The 15,859-nt window shown below is 40.8% G+C and carries 9 protein-coding genes, 17 tRNA genes and 2 rRNA genes; 2 read left to right on the forward strand and 26 right to left on the reverse strand.

Annotated elements, in window-relative coordinates; genetic code table 11:
* Window positions 1–180: 180 nt before the first annotated feature.
* The 7 genes from BK580_RS18255 to queG form a co-directional block, all read right to left on the reverse strand.
* Window positions 181–1,428: an ATP-binding protein gene (locus BK580_RS18255; RefSeq protein WP_078381728.1), complete on the reverse strand. Its 1,248-nt coding sequence runs from the start codon at window positions 1,426–1,428 to the stop codon at window positions 181–183.
* A 613-nt stretch (window positions 1,429–2,041) separates the two neighbouring features.
* Window positions 2,042–3,211 carry a sporulation protein YhbH gene (yhbH, locus tag BK580_RS18260; RefSeq protein WP_078381729.1) on the reverse strand — a complete coding sequence of 390 codons (1,170 nt, stop codon included), beginning with the start codon at window positions 3,209–3,211 and terminating at the stop codon, window positions 2,042–2,044.
* Between the two features lie 306 nt (window positions 3,212–3,517).
* On the reverse strand, window positions 3,518–3,682 hold the full coding sequence (locus BK580_RS23715; RefSeq protein WP_169865115.1) for a hypothetical protein: 165 nt from the start codon (window positions 3,680–3,682) through the stop codon (window positions 3,518–3,520).
* 123 nt (window positions 3,683–3,805) lie between these two features.
* On the reverse strand, window positions 3,806–5,701 hold the full coding sequence (locus tag BK580_RS18265) for a PrkA family serine protein kinase (protein ID WP_078381730.1): 1,896 nt from the start codon (window positions 5,699–5,701) through the stop codon (window positions 3,806–3,808).
* Between the two features lie 410 nt (window positions 5,702–6,111).
* Window positions 6,112–6,612: a tRNA (uridine(34)/cytosine(34)/5-carboxymethylaminomethyluridine(34)-2'-O)-methyltransferase TrmL gene (gene trmL / locus BK580_RS18270; protein ID WP_139365003.1), complete on the reverse strand. Its 501-nt coding sequence runs from the start codon at window positions 6,610–6,612 to the stop codon at window positions 6,112–6,114.
* A gap of 63 nt (window positions 6,613–6,675) precedes the next feature.
* Window positions 6,676–7,566 carry an amidase domain-containing protein gene (locus BK580_RS18275; RefSeq protein WP_078381732.1) on the reverse strand — a complete coding sequence of 297 codons (891 nt, stop codon included), beginning with the start codon at window positions 7,564–7,566 and terminating at the stop codon, window positions 6,676–6,678.
* 93 nt (window positions 7,567–7,659) lie between these two features.
* The gene (gene queG / locus BK580_RS18280; protein WP_235864068.1) at window positions 7,660–8,817 is read right to left on the reverse strand and encodes a tRNA epoxyqueuosine(34) reductase QueG; all 1,158 of its coding nucleotides are present in this window, start codon (window positions 8,815–8,817) and stop codon (window positions 7,660–7,662) included.
* A gap of 91 nt (window positions 8,818–8,908) precedes the next feature.
* On the opposite strand from queG, the gene BK580_RS18285 reads away from it, so the two are divergent.
* On the forward strand, window positions 8,909–9,583 hold the full coding sequence (locus BK580_RS18285; RefSeq protein ID WP_139364927.1) for a B3/B4 domain-containing protein: 675 nt from the start codon (window positions 8,909–8,911) through the stop codon (window positions 9,581–9,583).
* 536 nt (window positions 9,584–10,119) lie between these two features.
* Complete coding sequence (locus tag BK580_RS18290) at window positions 10,120–10,635, forward strand: hypothetical protein (protein WP_078381735.1); 516 nt, start codon at window positions 10,120–10,122, stop codon at window positions 10,633–10,635.
* Window positions 10,636–10,864: 229 nt separating this feature from the next.
* Here the strand turns inward: BK580_RS18290 and BK580_RS18295 are convergent.
* The 19 genes from BK580_RS18295 to BK580_RS18385 form a co-directional block, all read right to left on the reverse strand.
* A tRNA-Gly gene (locus BK580_RS18295) sits at window positions 10,865–10,938 on the reverse strand.
* A gap of 39 nt (window positions 10,939–10,977) precedes the next feature.
* Window positions 10,978–11,059 (reverse strand) — tRNA-Leu (locus BK580_RS18300).
* A 21-nt stretch (window positions 11,060–11,080) separates the two neighbouring features.
* Window positions 11,081–11,169, reverse strand: a tRNA-Leu gene (locus BK580_RS18305).
* A 29-nt stretch (window positions 11,170–11,198) separates the two neighbouring features.
* Window positions 11,199–11,272: transfer RNA gene (locus BK580_RS18310), tRNA-Cys, on the reverse strand.
* Between the two features lie 11 nt (window positions 11,273–11,283).
* Window positions 11,284–11,358: transfer RNA gene (locus tag BK580_RS18315), tRNA-Gly, on the reverse strand.
* Between the two features lie 4 nt (window positions 11,359–11,362).
* Window positions 11,363–11,437, reverse strand: a tRNA-Gln gene (locus BK580_RS18320).
* Between the two features lie 104 nt (window positions 11,438–11,541).
* Window positions 11,542–11,617 (reverse strand) — tRNA-His (locus tag BK580_RS18325).
* Window positions 11,618–11,636: 19 nt separating this feature from the next.
* Window positions 11,637–11,710 (reverse strand) — tRNA-Trp (locus tag BK580_RS18330).
* Between the two features lie 29 nt (window positions 11,711–11,739).
* Window positions 11,740–11,823: transfer RNA gene (locus tag BK580_RS18335), tRNA-Tyr, on the reverse strand.
* 7 nt (window positions 11,824–11,830) lie between these two features.
* A tRNA-Thr gene (locus tag BK580_RS18340) sits at window positions 11,831–11,906 on the reverse strand.
* A 10-nt stretch (window positions 11,907–11,916) separates the two neighbouring features.
* Window positions 11,917–11,992 (reverse strand) — tRNA-Phe (locus tag BK580_RS18345).
* Between the two features lie 22 nt (window positions 11,993–12,014).
* Window positions 12,015–12,090 (reverse strand) — tRNA-Asp (locus BK580_RS18350).
* Between the two features lie 4 nt (window positions 12,091–12,094).
* Window positions 12,095–12,171 (reverse strand) — tRNA-Met (locus tag BK580_RS18355).
* A 166-nt stretch (window positions 12,172–12,337) separates the two neighbouring features.
* Window positions 12,338–12,413: transfer RNA gene (locus BK580_RS18360), tRNA-Val, on the reverse strand.
* 6 nt (window positions 12,414–12,419) lie between these two features.
* A tRNA-Glu gene (locus tag BK580_RS18365) sits at window positions 12,420–12,494 on the reverse strand.
* Window positions 12,495–12,503: 9 nt separating this feature from the next.
* Window positions 12,504–12,595: transfer RNA gene (locus BK580_RS18370), tRNA-Ser, on the reverse strand.
* 4 nt (window positions 12,596–12,599) lie between these two features.
* Window positions 12,600–12,674, reverse strand: a tRNA-Asn gene (locus tag BK580_RS18375).
* Between the two features lie 9 nt (window positions 12,675–12,683).
* Window positions 12,684–12,800: ribosomal RNA gene (gene rrf, locus BK580_RS18380) — 5S ribosomal RNA — on the reverse strand.
* A 118-nt stretch (window positions 12,801–12,918) separates the two neighbouring features.
* Window positions 12,919–15,850, reverse strand: a 23S ribosomal RNA gene (locus BK580_RS18385).
* Between the last annotated feature and the right edge of the window lie 9 nt (window positions 15,851–15,859).

Here is a 15,859-nt window from a genome sequence, read left to right on the forward strand (position 1 = left end):
AGGGTAATACACTCCCACCTATCTTCTCAATTTACAGAGGGTTGTGCAAACGTTTTCATAAATTAAGTCTAATAAACAAGCACGTAAGTGTCAATATATTTTTATTATTCAAACAATAACTAAACTGAAAAAAAAGAAAATCAGGGGCAACTGATTTTCTTATCTAATCATTATGACGTATCACTCCAAAATCGGTAAACTAATGGTAAACGTTGTCCCTTTCCCTACTTCACTTTTAACATCAATTTTCCCCTTTAATAACTCAATGATTTGAAAAGAAATCGTTAGCCCAATTCCTGTCCCCATATCTTTAGTAGAATAAAATGGAGTTCCTATTTTCTTCATCTGAGCCGCTGACATCCCCACTCCATTATCAGCTATTTCAATAAAAATTTCTTCCTCTTTTCGGTAGACATTAACCGTAATGACCCCTTCTTTTCCAACTGCTTCAATTCCATTTTTAATAATATTGATAAGAACTTGCTTTATTTCATCTTTATTAGCTTTGAGATATAAGGTTTGTTCAACGGCGTGACGTAACGTAATATTTTGGATGTTCGTATATGTATTCATAAGCTGTATGACATTTTCGACTTCTAAAGATAAATCTATCCTATCAAATTCTTGTTTATTGGGTTTAGCCAAAGAAAGATAATCCTGAATAATCGTTTGCGCTCGATCTAATTCACTAATGGATATCTCAATATACTTTTGCTGCGAACTATTAAGATTACCATCTCTACTCATTAGTTGTAAAAAGCCGCGTGTAGATGTCATTGGATTTCTAACCTCATGTGCAACAGATGCCGCGAGTTCACTAACAACCTTTAATTTTTCTGAACGCTGCAGCTCATGCTGTAAATGCATTTGCATATTTAAGTTTTCAATAATTAGTACAACTGTAATCAATGATATCCAAGTAATCAATGAAACAATAATCGTTACTACAATTTGATCTTGATGGTTTAAGGTTAATAATCGCATAGTTCTTGTAATAGTAATCATAAAGAATAGACCAGAGATGATGAGCACCTTATTTTTTAGTGCTAGGGAGTTAAACTTTTTTACACATAAACAAAGGATTACCGCTATGATCATATAATTGATCACCATCATCATAAACCCATTTTCACCTAGTATAAATAAATAGACAAGCATGGATATTAAAATAGCAAAACCTGTTACAAGTCCTCCATAAGTAAAGGCAAGAATGATTGGGATAATTTTCTGGTCATAGTAAGAACCATTTGTTACTTCTATTGGAAAAGACATAGTAAGTAACAACATAATTAATAAAACCAATAAAAATCGATAATCTACTTTTTTTGTAACGTTTGTCATCCCTTTATTTAAAAACTGATGGTAAAAAAGGATGGGAAATAGGATAATCAACACATGATACAAAACGTGACCTATATTGTTAAACATACCATCGCTCCTACGTTATAAAGAGTAAACAAATTTAAATACGCTATACTTCCTGATTTAAACATTTGTTTAAGATATAGTTCGCTTTTGGCATGTTCTTTTCCTCTAATGTGTAAAAGAAAAACCAACCCTCTGGTTGGTTTAGATTATACTTACTTCATTTTCTATTCTTCATTAGATTATTCTATAGTAAACCTCGGGTAGTGATTGTTGAACTTGATCTACTGATTTGTTGTCTTCTCAATTTGGGAATACATCGATTAATCGGAATGCTAGATAAAGTAGAGAATCCATTACTTTTCAAACGATTTTCCATCTCTTTAACTTGTGACCAGGTAACATTCCTAAATTAAAGCATGATAATAGCTGTACTATTTTTTCCGTTTGCATCTTCAACCAATTCTACTATATTTGCAACAGTAATCTTAATACCTGTTTTTTTATATTCCCATTTTATCAAGGACTCCAACTCTATCATCCCTATCTACTAATTTTGTAAACCATTTAACCTCCATTTGGCTGTTTTTTTTACTTATGTGTAATCATCTATCTCTGTCGTATCATATCCTAAGCTGCTTGAGACAAAGAAGACCAGCTTTTCAGCTGGCCTATTTTACGCATATATTTTCTTTTGATCCTTCTTAAAAAACTCTCTCATTGCATGAAACACATCTGGCTTTTGCTTTAAAATAAAATGACGGAATTTCTCATCATTGACATTTTTATAGGCTGACATTAGTGTGGAATGCCTGTTATACTGGTTTACCTCACCATACCCGAACATATTCGATACCTTCATCAGCTCAGCTACTAGCTTCACACAACGTTGATTGTCAGAGGTTAGGTTATCACCATCGGAAAAATGGAATGGATAGATGTTAAATCGAGTTGGGGAATATTTCGTGTCAATAAGCTCTAATGCCTTTCTATAGGCGGAAGAACAGATCGTTCCTCCACTTTCACCTTTAGAGAAAAAGTCTTCTTCACTCACAACTTTTGCCTCTGTATGATGTGCGATAAATTCAATGTCTACTGTTTCATATTTTGATCTCAAAAAGCGTGTCATCCAAAAGAAGAAACTTCTCGCCATATATTTTTCCCACATTCCCATTGAACCACTCGTATCCATCATCATGAGTACTACAGCTTTGGAATCCGGCTTCACTACTTCATTCCATGCTTTAAATTTTAAATCTTCTTGATAGATTGGATGAAAGCTTGCGGTACCAGTCATAGCATTTCGTTTATAGGCGGAAATCATCGTCCGTTTCTTATCGATATTACCCATTAACCCAGTACGTCTTATATCGTTGAACTCATAATTCTCAACAATGTTTTCATCCCGTTCTTTTTGTTGCAGGTTTGGCAGTTCTAATTGATTAAATAATGCTGCCTCCAAATCCATTAAAGATACCTCAGCTTCGTAGTAGTCCTCACCAGCTTGATCTCCTGCACCTTGACCCTTTCCTGGCCCCTTCTGCTGACCCGATCCATCTCTTGCAACAACATCTCCAACCTGGCTTTCTCCATCTCCCTGGCCAACATGTTTGTTTTTGTCATAATTATAACGAATTCTGTACTCATCTAAAGACCTGATTGGGATCTTCACGACCTCTTTGCCATTAGACATTACAATATTTTCTTCAGTAATAAGATCTGGCAAATTATTTTTAATAGCCTCCTGGACCTTCTCCTGATGGCGTTTTTGGTCGTCGTGGCCTTTTCGATGGAGGGACCAATCCTCTTTGGACACTACAAAATTCGTCTCATCTGACATCGTCATCAATATCCCTCCCTTTATTTGGTTAAAAAAACTTTTGGGGTAATTGGAACCATTTCATTAACACTCACATACAATATCTTGGTGAAATTTTAAAGAGACCAACCTTTTAGCAAAAGAAGGTTGGTTACTCTATCCTATGCAAGCATTCGAAATAATTGACAGATTATTAAGATAATTAGGCTCTCAACTTACAAGAATAGACAAGCGTCATCGGTTTCTTAGTATTACTAGTTTTATGCACTAACTAGCTTGTATTATACTGAATTTCGAAAATAAAAAAGCCTCCCATAAATCTGGAAGGTATTATTATTCTCTCTCATTTTCTTCGTTATTTTCATGTTGTTTAGGATCACGTTCTAGATTTGTTTTGTTTTGTTTTAATTGTTCCATTTCTTTTGCTAACTTTTCCATTTCTTTCTCATTAGGTGCCATTGAATTTACAATTTCAATAGTGTTTTCTTTTTTCATCATTATCACCCCTATTCACTAGATTCCCTGGTTTGTCTAAAGTCAAACCATTTATTGAATCCTTGCAATGAGGGATATTTTCAGAGGCAGAAAACAGCGACCACATATGCCGCTGTTTTCTGGAATCTACCTATTTAACAAGCTTCCTACATATCTCAGAAGATCGTTCGCAGAGCTAGAGTTATAGCCGTGCTCATCCACTAAACGTGCTACAACCTCGTTTATTTTCTTCAATTGTGTTTCATCAGGTGTTTTCGAGGACGTGGTAATTTTCACTACATCCTTTAAGTCTGCAAATAATTTTTTCTGGATGGCTTCTCTTAAACGCTCATGCGAATTGTAATCAAATCTCTTGCCTTTACGGGCATAAGCTGAAATACGAATCAGAATTTCTTCTCGGAATGCTTTCTTCGCGTTTTCCGAAATACCAATTTGCTCTTCAATCGAACGCATTAGCTTTTCGTCCGCACTCATTTCTTCTCCAGTTAATGGATCTCGAAGTTTAGCTTTATTGCAGTATGCTTCTACATTATCTAAATAATTGTCCATCAATGTCTTAGCAGATTCCTCATAAGAATAGACAAATGCTTTTTGAACTTCCTTCTTTGCGATATTATCATATTCTTTTCGAGCAACAGAAATGAAGTTTAGGAAACGTTCACGATCTTCATTAGAAATAGATGCATGCTGATCCAATCCTTCTTTTAATGACCTTAAAACATCGAGTGCATTAATCGAAGGAATCTCTTTACGGATGATAGTGGAAGAAATACGGTTAATCACATAACGAGGATCTATTCCACTCATTCCTTCATCAGCATACTCCTTTTTAAGCTCTTGTACGTCTACAGAATTAAAGCCCTCCACTGATTCTCCATCATACAAACGCATCTTCTTCACCAAGTCGATATCGCCACGTTTGGCTTCTTTCAAACGAGTTAAGATGGTAAACATTGCTGCAACTCTTAAGGTGTGTGGAGCAATATGAACATTTGCGACATCACTTTCATTAATCATTTTTTCGTAAATCCGTTCTTCTTCCGTTAGTTTCAAGTTATATGGAATAGGCATAACAATAATACGCGAATGTAATGCCTCATTCTTCTTATTAGAAATGAAAGAACGATACTCCGTTTCATTTGTATGCGCAACGATTAATTCATCTGCGCTAATGAGAGCAAAACGTCCTGCCTTGAAATTCCCTTCCTGCGTTAAGGACAATAAGTGCCAAAGAAACTTTTCATCGCACTTTAACATCTCTTGGAACTCCATCATTCCACGGTTAGCCTTGTTTAATTCTCCATCAAAGCGATATGCTCGAGGGTCTGACTCTGAACCAAATTCTGCAATGGTTGAGAAGTCAATACTTCCCGTTAAATCTGCAATATCCTGTGACTTAGGATCTGACGGACTAAAGGTTCCAATTCCGACACGCTGATTCTCTGATAAGAAAATCCGCTCTACTATTACATCCTCAATGCGACCACCGTATTCATTCTTTAATCTCATCATATTTAGAGGGGATAAATTCCCTTCAATTCTAATCCCATATTCTTGATAAAAGTCACTTCTTAAATGATGTGGAATAAGATGCAAGGGATCCTCGTGCATAGGGCATCCCTTTATCGCAAAAACAGCTCCACGCTCTGTAAGTGAATACTGTTCTAAACCTCGTTTTAGAATGGTTACTAACGTCGATTTACCTCCGCTTACCGGTCCCATTAAAAGCAGAATTCTTTTTCTAACATCCAATCGTTTGGCTGCAGGATGAAAATATTCCTCTACCAGGCGTTCTAATGCTTCTTCTAAACCAAACAAAGCACTACTAAAGAAGTTATACTTCCGTTGCCCATTTACTTCTTCCACCCCGGCGTCTTTAATCATATTGTAAACCCTTGAATGAGCGGATTGCGCTACCCATGGTTCCCGTTTAATTGTTTCCAAATACTCTCCGAAGGTTCCTTCCCACTTCAGCCTATGTTCTTCTTCTCGATACTCTTCAATTTTTCGTAAAATATCCATAAGGACCTCCCCTTTATTACATCTTCAAGAGCGTGTTTAATATACTCTATGCACATGGAAAGTGAAACATGCTTTATATTTCGAAAAGCGGAAGCGACTCGTTCCTCCGACAAGCAAATGATGAATTTCCATCAGCTTAACCTCTGGACTGTCAAAAATTATCCACACATTCCATTCACATTACTTGTCCTTTGGGATATAATATAGATAGTATGCTTACATGAACTTTACCTTACATAAGGAGGAAATGAGACATGGGAATAGGAACTTATTTAATTTTAGGCGTGTGCTTAGCTTTCTTAACTGCAATTTTCACAGCTGGTTATGATGGAAAACCGGGTGTACGTAAAAAATAATTTCATAAGCTTCACACAAAAAGACCTCCTTTTATAGGAGGTCTTTAGTTTGTGCTATTCTTCTGGAAACTCTAACGAAAGATTAGGATAATCCTGCTGACGTAATGCTTCATAAATTAATATTGCTGCTGTATTTGATAAGTTTAAAGATCGAACATTCGTCGTCATTGGTAAACGCAAACACTGCTCTAAATTATTCTGTATTAAATCTTTCGGTAAGCCTGTTGTCTCTCTGCCAAACACGAAGAAATAATCTTTTTCCATACTACTATAATCAAACGAGCTATGCGGCTTCGTACCGAACTTAGTAATATAGAAAAATTCCGCATTTTTATTTTTCTCGAATAGTTCATCTAATGAGTCATAATATACAACATTCACAAATTCCCAATAATCGAGACCAGCACGTTTTAACATTTTATCATCTGTTGAAAACCCTAAAGGTCTGATTAAATGTAACGTCGTATTCGTCGCTGCACAAGTACGTGCAATGTTTCCTGTATTAGCTGGAATCTCTGGTTGATATAAAACAACATGTAATCCCACAATATTCACCTCTATTTTCACCGAAAATATATCCTATACAACAATACCTTTTTATGAAACAAGAATCAACCTCTATTTCCTATCAAGAATATGAAAAAACTTATATTTTATATTTGGAGTATATGCAGTTGAATCCTCATACTTCCAATACCTCATTCTACTATTATAAGTATGTGCATTTACGAGGGGTTCACCATTTGGGTCTTTCGCTACAACAATCGTATTATGGTCAAATCGCCCATCTCCTTGAAAATCATAGCAAATTACGTCCCCTGGCTTTAACTGTTCAGCACGAGAAACTTCTTTCCCTTTGATCCCAGACTTCGCACTCGGTAAATACCAACGCAAAGCATGAGCTACTGTCCACGTATAGCTCCAGGAATTATTTCTCATCCACCAACCGCTACTTTTATTAGGGTACCCTACCATTGGGGCTCCACCAGCATGCAAGCACTGCGAAATATAATTCGTACAATCCACATCAAACTTTTTATATTTCGGATTAAAAGTATTCCACCATTGCTCAGCATAACGAACTGCTTCCATCCTATTGTAAGTAAAACGATAGTTCCTATTCGGTTCTACTTCCTCTTCGATTGGGGGAATCGAACATCCATATTCCGACGTTCCTTCCTCATTTATAGAATAATCCTGTACTACCTCATCACCTGACCAAAGTACATACCGATCGTTCACTTCCTCTTCAACATACAATTCTTCTTTTTGCCTCACTAAATAACGGATATGAATTTCATAAATAGCCGCCTCGTCTCTTCCCTCTTTCATCATCGATAGAATTCTCCCCGTTGCAGAACATTTTACAATATCTGCCCCTCGGCGTTCATGCATTTCTTGCTTTTGACTAATCGTATCTGAATTGATGATTACTCTACCAGAATGCTTACTTCTATAGACATATTTATCTAATCGACTCTGTATATGTAGCTTTAGCTTTTCTCTCATCAAAAAACCCCCATTATATTATCCTTATTATCATAATATGATGGGAAACTGATAAACATTAAGGAAAGTTGAGAATAGGAAAAAGACGAGAAGTTAAGTTACCTCCCGCCTTGCATCTTCTAAAAACTTAATCCCTTTTTCTATTTCTTTGAGCACTTCCTCATCCTGCTCTTTTTCTTTACTACTTATCAAGAACTCATGGGCACTTTGGTCTCCAATTTTCCCAATAGCCCATGCAGCAGTACCACGAATAACAGGACGGCTATCCTTTATCATCAGATCCATCAAATCAGGGATCGCCGTCTTATCTTTAAAGTGTGCCAAAGCTAAAATCGCATTACGTTGAATCGGCTTCTTTCCACGCCATGAACCAGAAATTTTCCCGAACTTCTCACGAAACTCTCGATTCGAGATAGTTAAAAGTGGCTTCAGCTTCGGCTTAACAATCTCTGGATCAGGCTCCATTTCAGGATGCAAATGAAAATCCATCCCTTTATTTTTCGGACAAATTGTTTGACAAGTATCACAGCCGTATATCCTGTTACCGATTTTCGTACGATACTGTTCTGGCAAAAAACCTTTTGTTTGCGTTAAAAAAGCAATGCATTTATTTGAATCAAGCTGTCCGCCCTGAACTAATGCACCAGTCGGACAACCTTCCACACACTTGTTGCATGACCCACATTGGTCCTCAATAGGTCTATCTGGCTCCAAAGCTATCGTCGTTATCATTTCTCCTAAATACACATACGAACCAAACTCAGGCGTTATAATCATACAGTTCTTACCACTCCAGCCGATACCCGCACGCTCAGCCACAGCTCGATCACTAAGCTCTCCTGTATCAACCATCGATCTAGTGAGAGCATCTGGCCTTTTCTCCAAAATAAAGGCTTCAAGCTTTTGCAACTTCTCTCTCAAAACTACATGATAGTCGACTCCCCAAGATGCACGACAGAAAATCCCTCTTCGATCCTCCCGCGTACTTCTCGGTGCATCCTTCATTTTAGATGGATAAGCCAGTGCAATTGCAATAATGGATCTAGCCTGTGGTAGCAATAATAACGGATTCGTTCGCTTTTCAATATCAGGCTCCTCAAACCCTGACTGATACCCAAGCTCCTGCTGAACCTCTAATCTCTCTTTAAGCGTAGTAAAAACATCTGCACTTGCAAATCCAATCTTATCTATACCAATTTCTTTACTGTACGCAATAATGTCATTTTTCAACTGCTGGTTGTCCCTATTCAAGGTGAACACCTCCTTAATCATAAAAAATTTCAATCTTCCTATATCCTAATGAATTTATGATACACTTACCATAATCAAACAATGGAAAGGAATGAAAAGTTTGCTAGTAACGATAAATCAATATGTGAAGGATTATGTTCCTTCCTCTAAATATGGAATCATACATTATGAAGATATCACGATTAGTCACTCTCCACAAATGCTCAAGGGAAGAATCAGACTCTTTCAAGAATCACTTTTATTAGACTTAGAAGATAAAGATATGAAAGACATCATAGGAATCAGAGAATGGCGTTCCATTTTCAAAAAGACAGGTACCGATCCATCCAGATATCGTCCCTCTGTTGAAGCCTTATATCGTCGTATAAAAAAGGGAGATTTTCTTAACCCCTTTAACTCTGCAGTCGATTTAAATAATTTCTTTTCACTAAAGTATGAGATCCCACTTGGTATCTACGATGCTTCCCATGTAAGAGAAGACATCGACTTCCGAATTGGAGGGGATCATGATACATTTGAAGGGCTAAACGGTCGAGAAATAAGCCTGAAGAACATGCTACATACTGCGGATCACATTGGCCCATTTGGTAGTCCTTTTGTAGACAGTAAAAGAACCGCTGTCTCAGAATCCACTAAGGATGCAATACACATCATCTATTTTAAACCATCCATGGACATTAACGAGTGTAAAGAAATGCTAAATGCTATTAGCGAAATGTTTATTCAAGTACATGGGGGAACAAGCAATCATAAAGTAGTATTTTAATAATAGTGAGCAAAAAGTATGTTTTTTAAAAGAAATATTTCAAAATTATGGATTTTATGGTAAAGTGTAAACAAATCTGTTTGGAAGAAAGGATACAGGAAACTAGTATGCCATCATTTACTTTGTAATGGACCATCCAACTGGATAGCTATCTCCCAAAAAAACAAACGTTTTTAACCAAGGGAGAAGTGCGCCCATTTCCATTACAAAGGAACAAAAGCAAACCAGCAGTTTCGTATGCTTTCAGAGGTCCTATTATGGGGCCTCTTTTTGTTATTTCCAAAGATCATTTAGTAAAAAGGCTACCCTGATTATCGTAAGGTTAGCTGTTAAACTCTCTGATGATTTCCGTGCCAAATATATTGTTTAACAGAGCCTAGTAAAAAAATCATGTGGACATTGATTTACTGGTTAATACCTAATTCGTTCAAGAAGCAACAATCTATCTGTAAACAGCCTTTTTCTAAATAATTATGAATACTGCCAACATCCAAACGGATGCTATTGTTCCTTAATCTTAATACGAGGTGAAGGACATGTCAGTAATTACTCATACATGGGAACTTTTTCAAAAAAACACAGTTCAAAGAGAAGTAAAACACTGCAAGATGTGCGGCAAAAACTCAAGATTTACCGATACAAATATTCGTAGGCACAATTCGAACGGTAAACATATATATCGATTTGCCATCTATAAATGTGAACAGAATCATACTTGGAATAAAAAGTTAGCTATCTACAAAACACACCATGACCATGCAAAAGTATATGGAAAACAAATAACGCAACAGGAAAATTCCTTAACAGAAATCCCTGTTACTTCCTATACTGCTACAGGAATATCAGCAGTATATATTACCCTTAAACATGTTTCCGGTACTTATCGAATTGATAGCCTTCTCTCCAATCAAATTCCAGACTGGAGCAGAATAACCATTACAAACAAAATTCGAAATGGCTCTATTTTAATTAATGACCAAACGATAAAACCAAGTACTAAAGTAGCAAAAAATAATATAATCTGTATAAATCTAATAGAAGATTCTTTATAATAATTTCTAGGTTATATTAATGAAAGTTCTTGTGCAGGAGCTTAAGTCACTCCTGCACTTTGTTTTGCTTTTATAGAAATCACTTACTTCTGATAAGAAAATACTAATCTGCTTCTTCTCTTTTACATCTTACGGTATCTTTCTTCCATTAAATAATCTAAAAATTTTTACAAACAAAAAACGCAATGTATCGTTTTGATAAACGAGACACTGCGTTAAATATTATGTATGGAGCGGGTGATGGGAATCGAACCCACGACATCAGCTTGGAAGGCTGAGGTTTTACCATTAAACTACACCCGCATATTCCATTCGTTTCTTTTTTATTTCCTGTGTAACTGATACCGGTGGTCGGGGTCGAACCGACACTCCAGAAGGAACACGATTTTGAGTCGTGCGCGTCTGCCAATTCCGCCACACCGGCGTAATGAAACAAATATTAAAATGGTGCCGAGGACCGGAATCGAACCGGTACGGTAGTCACCTACCGCAGGATTTTAAGTCCTGTGCGTCTGCCAGTTCCGCCACCCCGGCTTATTATAAATAGCTTAATATTAAAATAGTGGAGGCGGCAACCGGATTTGAACCGGTGATAAAGGTTTTGCAGACCTTGGCCTTACCACTTGGCTATGCCGCCTAAAAATTATATGGAGCGGAAGACGGGATTCGAACCCGCGACCCCCACCTTGGCAAGGTGGTGTTCTACCACTGAACTACTTCCGCAAAATGGCTGGGCTAGCTGGATTCGAACCAACGCATGTCGCAGTCAAAGTGCGATGCCTTACCGCTTGGCTATAGCCCACTGATGAAACATTATAAATCTCTTCCATGAATCTATAATGTAACTTATTCTTTAATTATTTTATAATAACAATTATATTAATCTTAAATCAATTTAATATTATATGGGGCGAATGATGGGAATCGAACCCACGAATGCCTGAACCACAATCAGGTGCGTTAACCACTTCGCCACACCCGCCATAATATAAAATTTAAATTGGCAGGGGCAGTAGGAATCGAACCCACACCGGAGGTTTTGGAGACCTCTGTTCTACCGTTAAACTATGCCCCTAGAGTTAAAAGTGTTACTATTTTTAAAAATGGTGGAGGGGGGCAGATTCGAACTGCCGAACCCGAAGGAGCGGATTTACAGTCCGCCGCGTTTAGCCACTTCGCTACCCCTCCATGTTTCTGGTGCCGGCGATAGGAGTCGAACCCACGACCTACTGATTACAAGTCAGTTGCTCTACCAACTGAGCTACACCGGCATTTGAAAAATGGTGGCTCGGGACGGAATCGAACCGCCGACACATGGATTTTCAGTCCATTGCTCTACCAACTGAGCTACCGAGCCTAATTTAATTATCTAAGAAAAATGGCGGTCCCGACCGGGATCGAACCGGCGATCTCCTGCGTGACAGGCAGGCATGTTAACCGCTACACCACGGGACCATTTTGGTTGCGGGGACAGGATTTGAACCTGCGACCTTCGGGTTATGAGCCCGACGAGCTACCGAACTGCTCCACCCCGCGATAATATTAAGAAATAATTGTTTCTGATGCTCTTTTCATACCAACTGTCCCGACCTCTAAAAGCTTAATTAGAGATGTATGTCAATCGGTACAACTCGAAGTTTTTGCAAGAAGCATATGCTCGTTGCTCCACCCCGCGATAATATAAGTAATGCTTTTCAAAAAATGGTGGAGGATGACGGGATCGAACCGCCGACCCCCTGCTTGTAAGGCAGGTGCTCTCCCAGCTGAGCTAATCCTCCAGATGTTGGTGACCCGTACGGGATTCGAACCCGTGTTACCGCCGTGAAAGGGCGGTGTCTTAACCGCTTGACCAACGGGCCAGTATATAATGGCGGAGAGCAAGGGATTTGAACCCTTGAGACGGCGTTGACCGTCTACACGATTTCCAATCGTGCTCCTTCGGCCACTCGGACAGCTCTCCATATTGGCTCCACCAGTAGGATTCGAACCTACGACCCTTCGGTTAACAGCCGAATGCTCTACCGCTGAGCTATGGTGGATCAATACAAGCCTGGCAACGTCCTACTCTCACAGGGGGACAGCCCCCAACTACCATCGGCGCTGAAGAGCTTAACTTCCGTGTTCGGTATGGGAACGGGTGTGACCTCTTCGCTATCGCCACCAGACAAATAATATTATATGTTTTTCAGAAAGAAAACAAGAGAATATTCCTCTTTTTATATTCTTTCAAAACTAGATAACGTATTTTCATATCAAGATTCACTAAGTATCGTTCATTGTTTTTGGGTTAAGTCCTCGATCGATTAGTATTCGTCAGCTGCACATGTCGCCACGCTTCCACCTCGAACCTATCTACCTGATCATCTTTCAGGGATCTTACTAGCCGAAGCTAAAGGAAATCTCATCTTGAGGGGGGCTTCATGCTTAGATGCTTTCAGCACTTATCCCGTCCGCACGTAGCTACCCAGCTATGCCTTTGGCAAGACAACTGGTACACCAGAGGTGCGTCCATCCCGGTCCTCTCGTACTAAGGACAGCTCCTCTCAAATTTCCTGCGCCCACGACGGATAGGGACCGAACTGTCTCACGACGTTCTGAACCCAGCTCGCGTACCGCTTTAATGGGCGAACAGCCCAACCCTTGGGACCGACTACAGCCCCAGGATGCGATGAGCCGACATCGAGGTGCCAAACCTCCCCGTCGATGTGGACTCTTGGGGGAGATAAGCCTGTTATCCCCGGGGTAGCTTTTATCCGTTGAGCGATGGCCCTTCCATGCGGAACCACCGGATCACTAAGCCCGACTTTCGTCCCTGCTCGACTTGTAGGTCTCGCAGTCAAGCTCCCTTGTGCCTTTACACTCTACGAATGATTTCCAACCATTCTGAGGGAACCTTTGGGCGCCTCCGTTACTCTTTAGGAGGCGACCGCCCCAGTCAAACTGCCCACCTGACACTGTCTCCCAGCCCGATAAGGGCTGCGGGTTAGAATTTCAATACAGCCAGGGTAGTATCCCACCGACGCCTCCACCGAAGCTAGCGCTCCGGCTTCTCAGGCTCCTACCTATCCTGTACAAGCTGTACCAAAATTCAATATCAGGCTACAGTAAAGCTCCACGGGGTCTTTCCGTCCTGTCGCGGGTAACCTGCATCTTCACAGGTACTATAATTTCACCGAGTCTCTGGTTGAGACAGTGCCCAGATCGTTACGCCTTTCGTGCGGGTCGGAACTTACCCGACAAGGAATTTCGCTACCTTAGGACCGTTATAGTTACGGCCGCCGTTTACTGGGGCTTCGGTTCAAAGCTTCGCTTGCGCTAACCTCTCCCCTTAACCTTCCAGCACCGGGCAGGCGTCAGCCCCTATACTTCGCCTTACGGCTTCGCAGAGACCTGTGTTTTTGCTAAACAGTCGCCTGGGCCTATTCACTGCGGCTCTCTCGGGCTTTAACACCCTAACAGAGCACCCCTTCTCCCGAAGTTACGGGGTCATTTTGCCGAGTTCCTTAACCAGAGTTCTCTCGCTCACCTTAGGATTCTCTCCTCGCCTACCTGTGTCGGTTTGCGGTACGGGCACCATACTCCTCGCTAGAGGCTTTTCTTGGCAGTGTGAAATCAGGAACTTCGGTACTATATTTCCCTCGCCATCACAGCTCAGCCTTATATGAGAAGCGGATTTGCCTACTTCTCAGCCTTGCTGCTTGGACGCGCATATCCAACAGCGCGCTTACCCTATCCTTCTGCGTCCCCCCATTGCTCAAACGGAGTGGAGGTGGTACAGGAATATCAACCTGTTATCCATCGCCTACGCCTTTCGGCCTCGGCTTAGGTCCCGACTAACCCTGAGCGGACGAGCCTTCCTCAGGAAACCTTAGGCATTCGGTGGAAGGGATTCTCACCCTTCTTTCGCTACTCATACCGGCATTCTCACTTCTAAGCGCTCCACCAGTCCTTCCGGTCTAGCTTCAACGCCCTTAGAACGCTCTCCTACCACTGTTCAAAGAACAGTCCGCAGCTTCGGTGATACGTTTAGCCCCGGTACATTTTCGGCGCAGAGTCACTCGACCAGTGAGCTATTACGCACTCTTTAAATGGTGGCTGCTTCTAAGCCAACATCCTGGTTGTCTAAGCAACTCCACATCCTTTTCCACTTAACGTATACTTTGGGACCTTAGCTGGCGGTCTGGGCTGTTTCCCTCTTGACTACGGATCTTATCACTCGCAGTCTGACTCCCATAGATAAGTCTTTGGCATTCGGAGTTTGACTGAATTCGGTAATCCGATGAGGACCCCTAGTCCAATCAGTGCTCTACCTCCAAGACTCTAACATATGAGGCTAGCCCTAAAGCTATTTCGGAGAGAACCAGCTATCTCCAGGTTCGATTGGCATTTCACCCCTACCCACACCTCATCCGCTCACTTTTCAACGTGAGTCGGTTCGGGCCTCCATTCAGTGTTACCTGAACTTCACCCTGGACATGGGTAGATCACCTGGTTTCGGGTCTACGACCACGTACTCATTCGCCCTATTCAGACTCGCTTTCGCTACGGCTCCGTCTCATCGACTTAACCTTGCACGGGATCGTAACTCGCCGGTTCATTCTACAAAAGGCACGCTATCACCCATTAACGGGCTCTAACTACTTGTAGGCACACGGTTTCAGGATCTATTTCACTCCCCTTCCGGGGTGCTTTTCACCTTTCCCTCACGGTACTGGTTCACTATCGGTCACTAGGGAGTATTTAGCCTTGGGAGATGGTCCTCCCTGCTTCCGACGGGATTTCTCGTGTCCCGCCGTACTCAGGATCCACTCAGGAGGGAACGAAGTTTCAACTACAGGGTTTTTACCTTCTACGACGGACCTTTCCAGGTCGCTTCATTTACCCCGTTCCTTTGTAACTCCATGTTGAGTGTCCTACAACCCCAAGAGGCAAGCCTCTTGGTTTGGGCTAATTCCGTTTCGCTCGCCGCTACTCAGGAAATCGCATTTGCTTTCTCTTCCTCCGGGTACTAAGATGTTTCAGTTCCCCGGGTCTGCCTTCAGTACCCTATGTATTCAGGTAAAGATACTACTCCATTACGAGTAGTGGGTTTCCCCATTCGGAAATCTCCGGATCAAAGCTTACTTACAGCTCCCCGAAGCATATCGGTGTTAGTCCCGTCCTTCATCGGCTCCTAGTGCCAAGGCATCCACCGTGCGCCCTTAATAACTTAACCGTTGACAAA

Source organism: Sutcliffiella halmapala (assembly GCF_002019665.1).
In the GTDB taxonomy this organism is placed as follows: Bacteria; Bacillota; Bacilli; order Bacillales; family Bacillaceae_I; genus Sutcliffiella_A; species Sutcliffiella_A halmapala.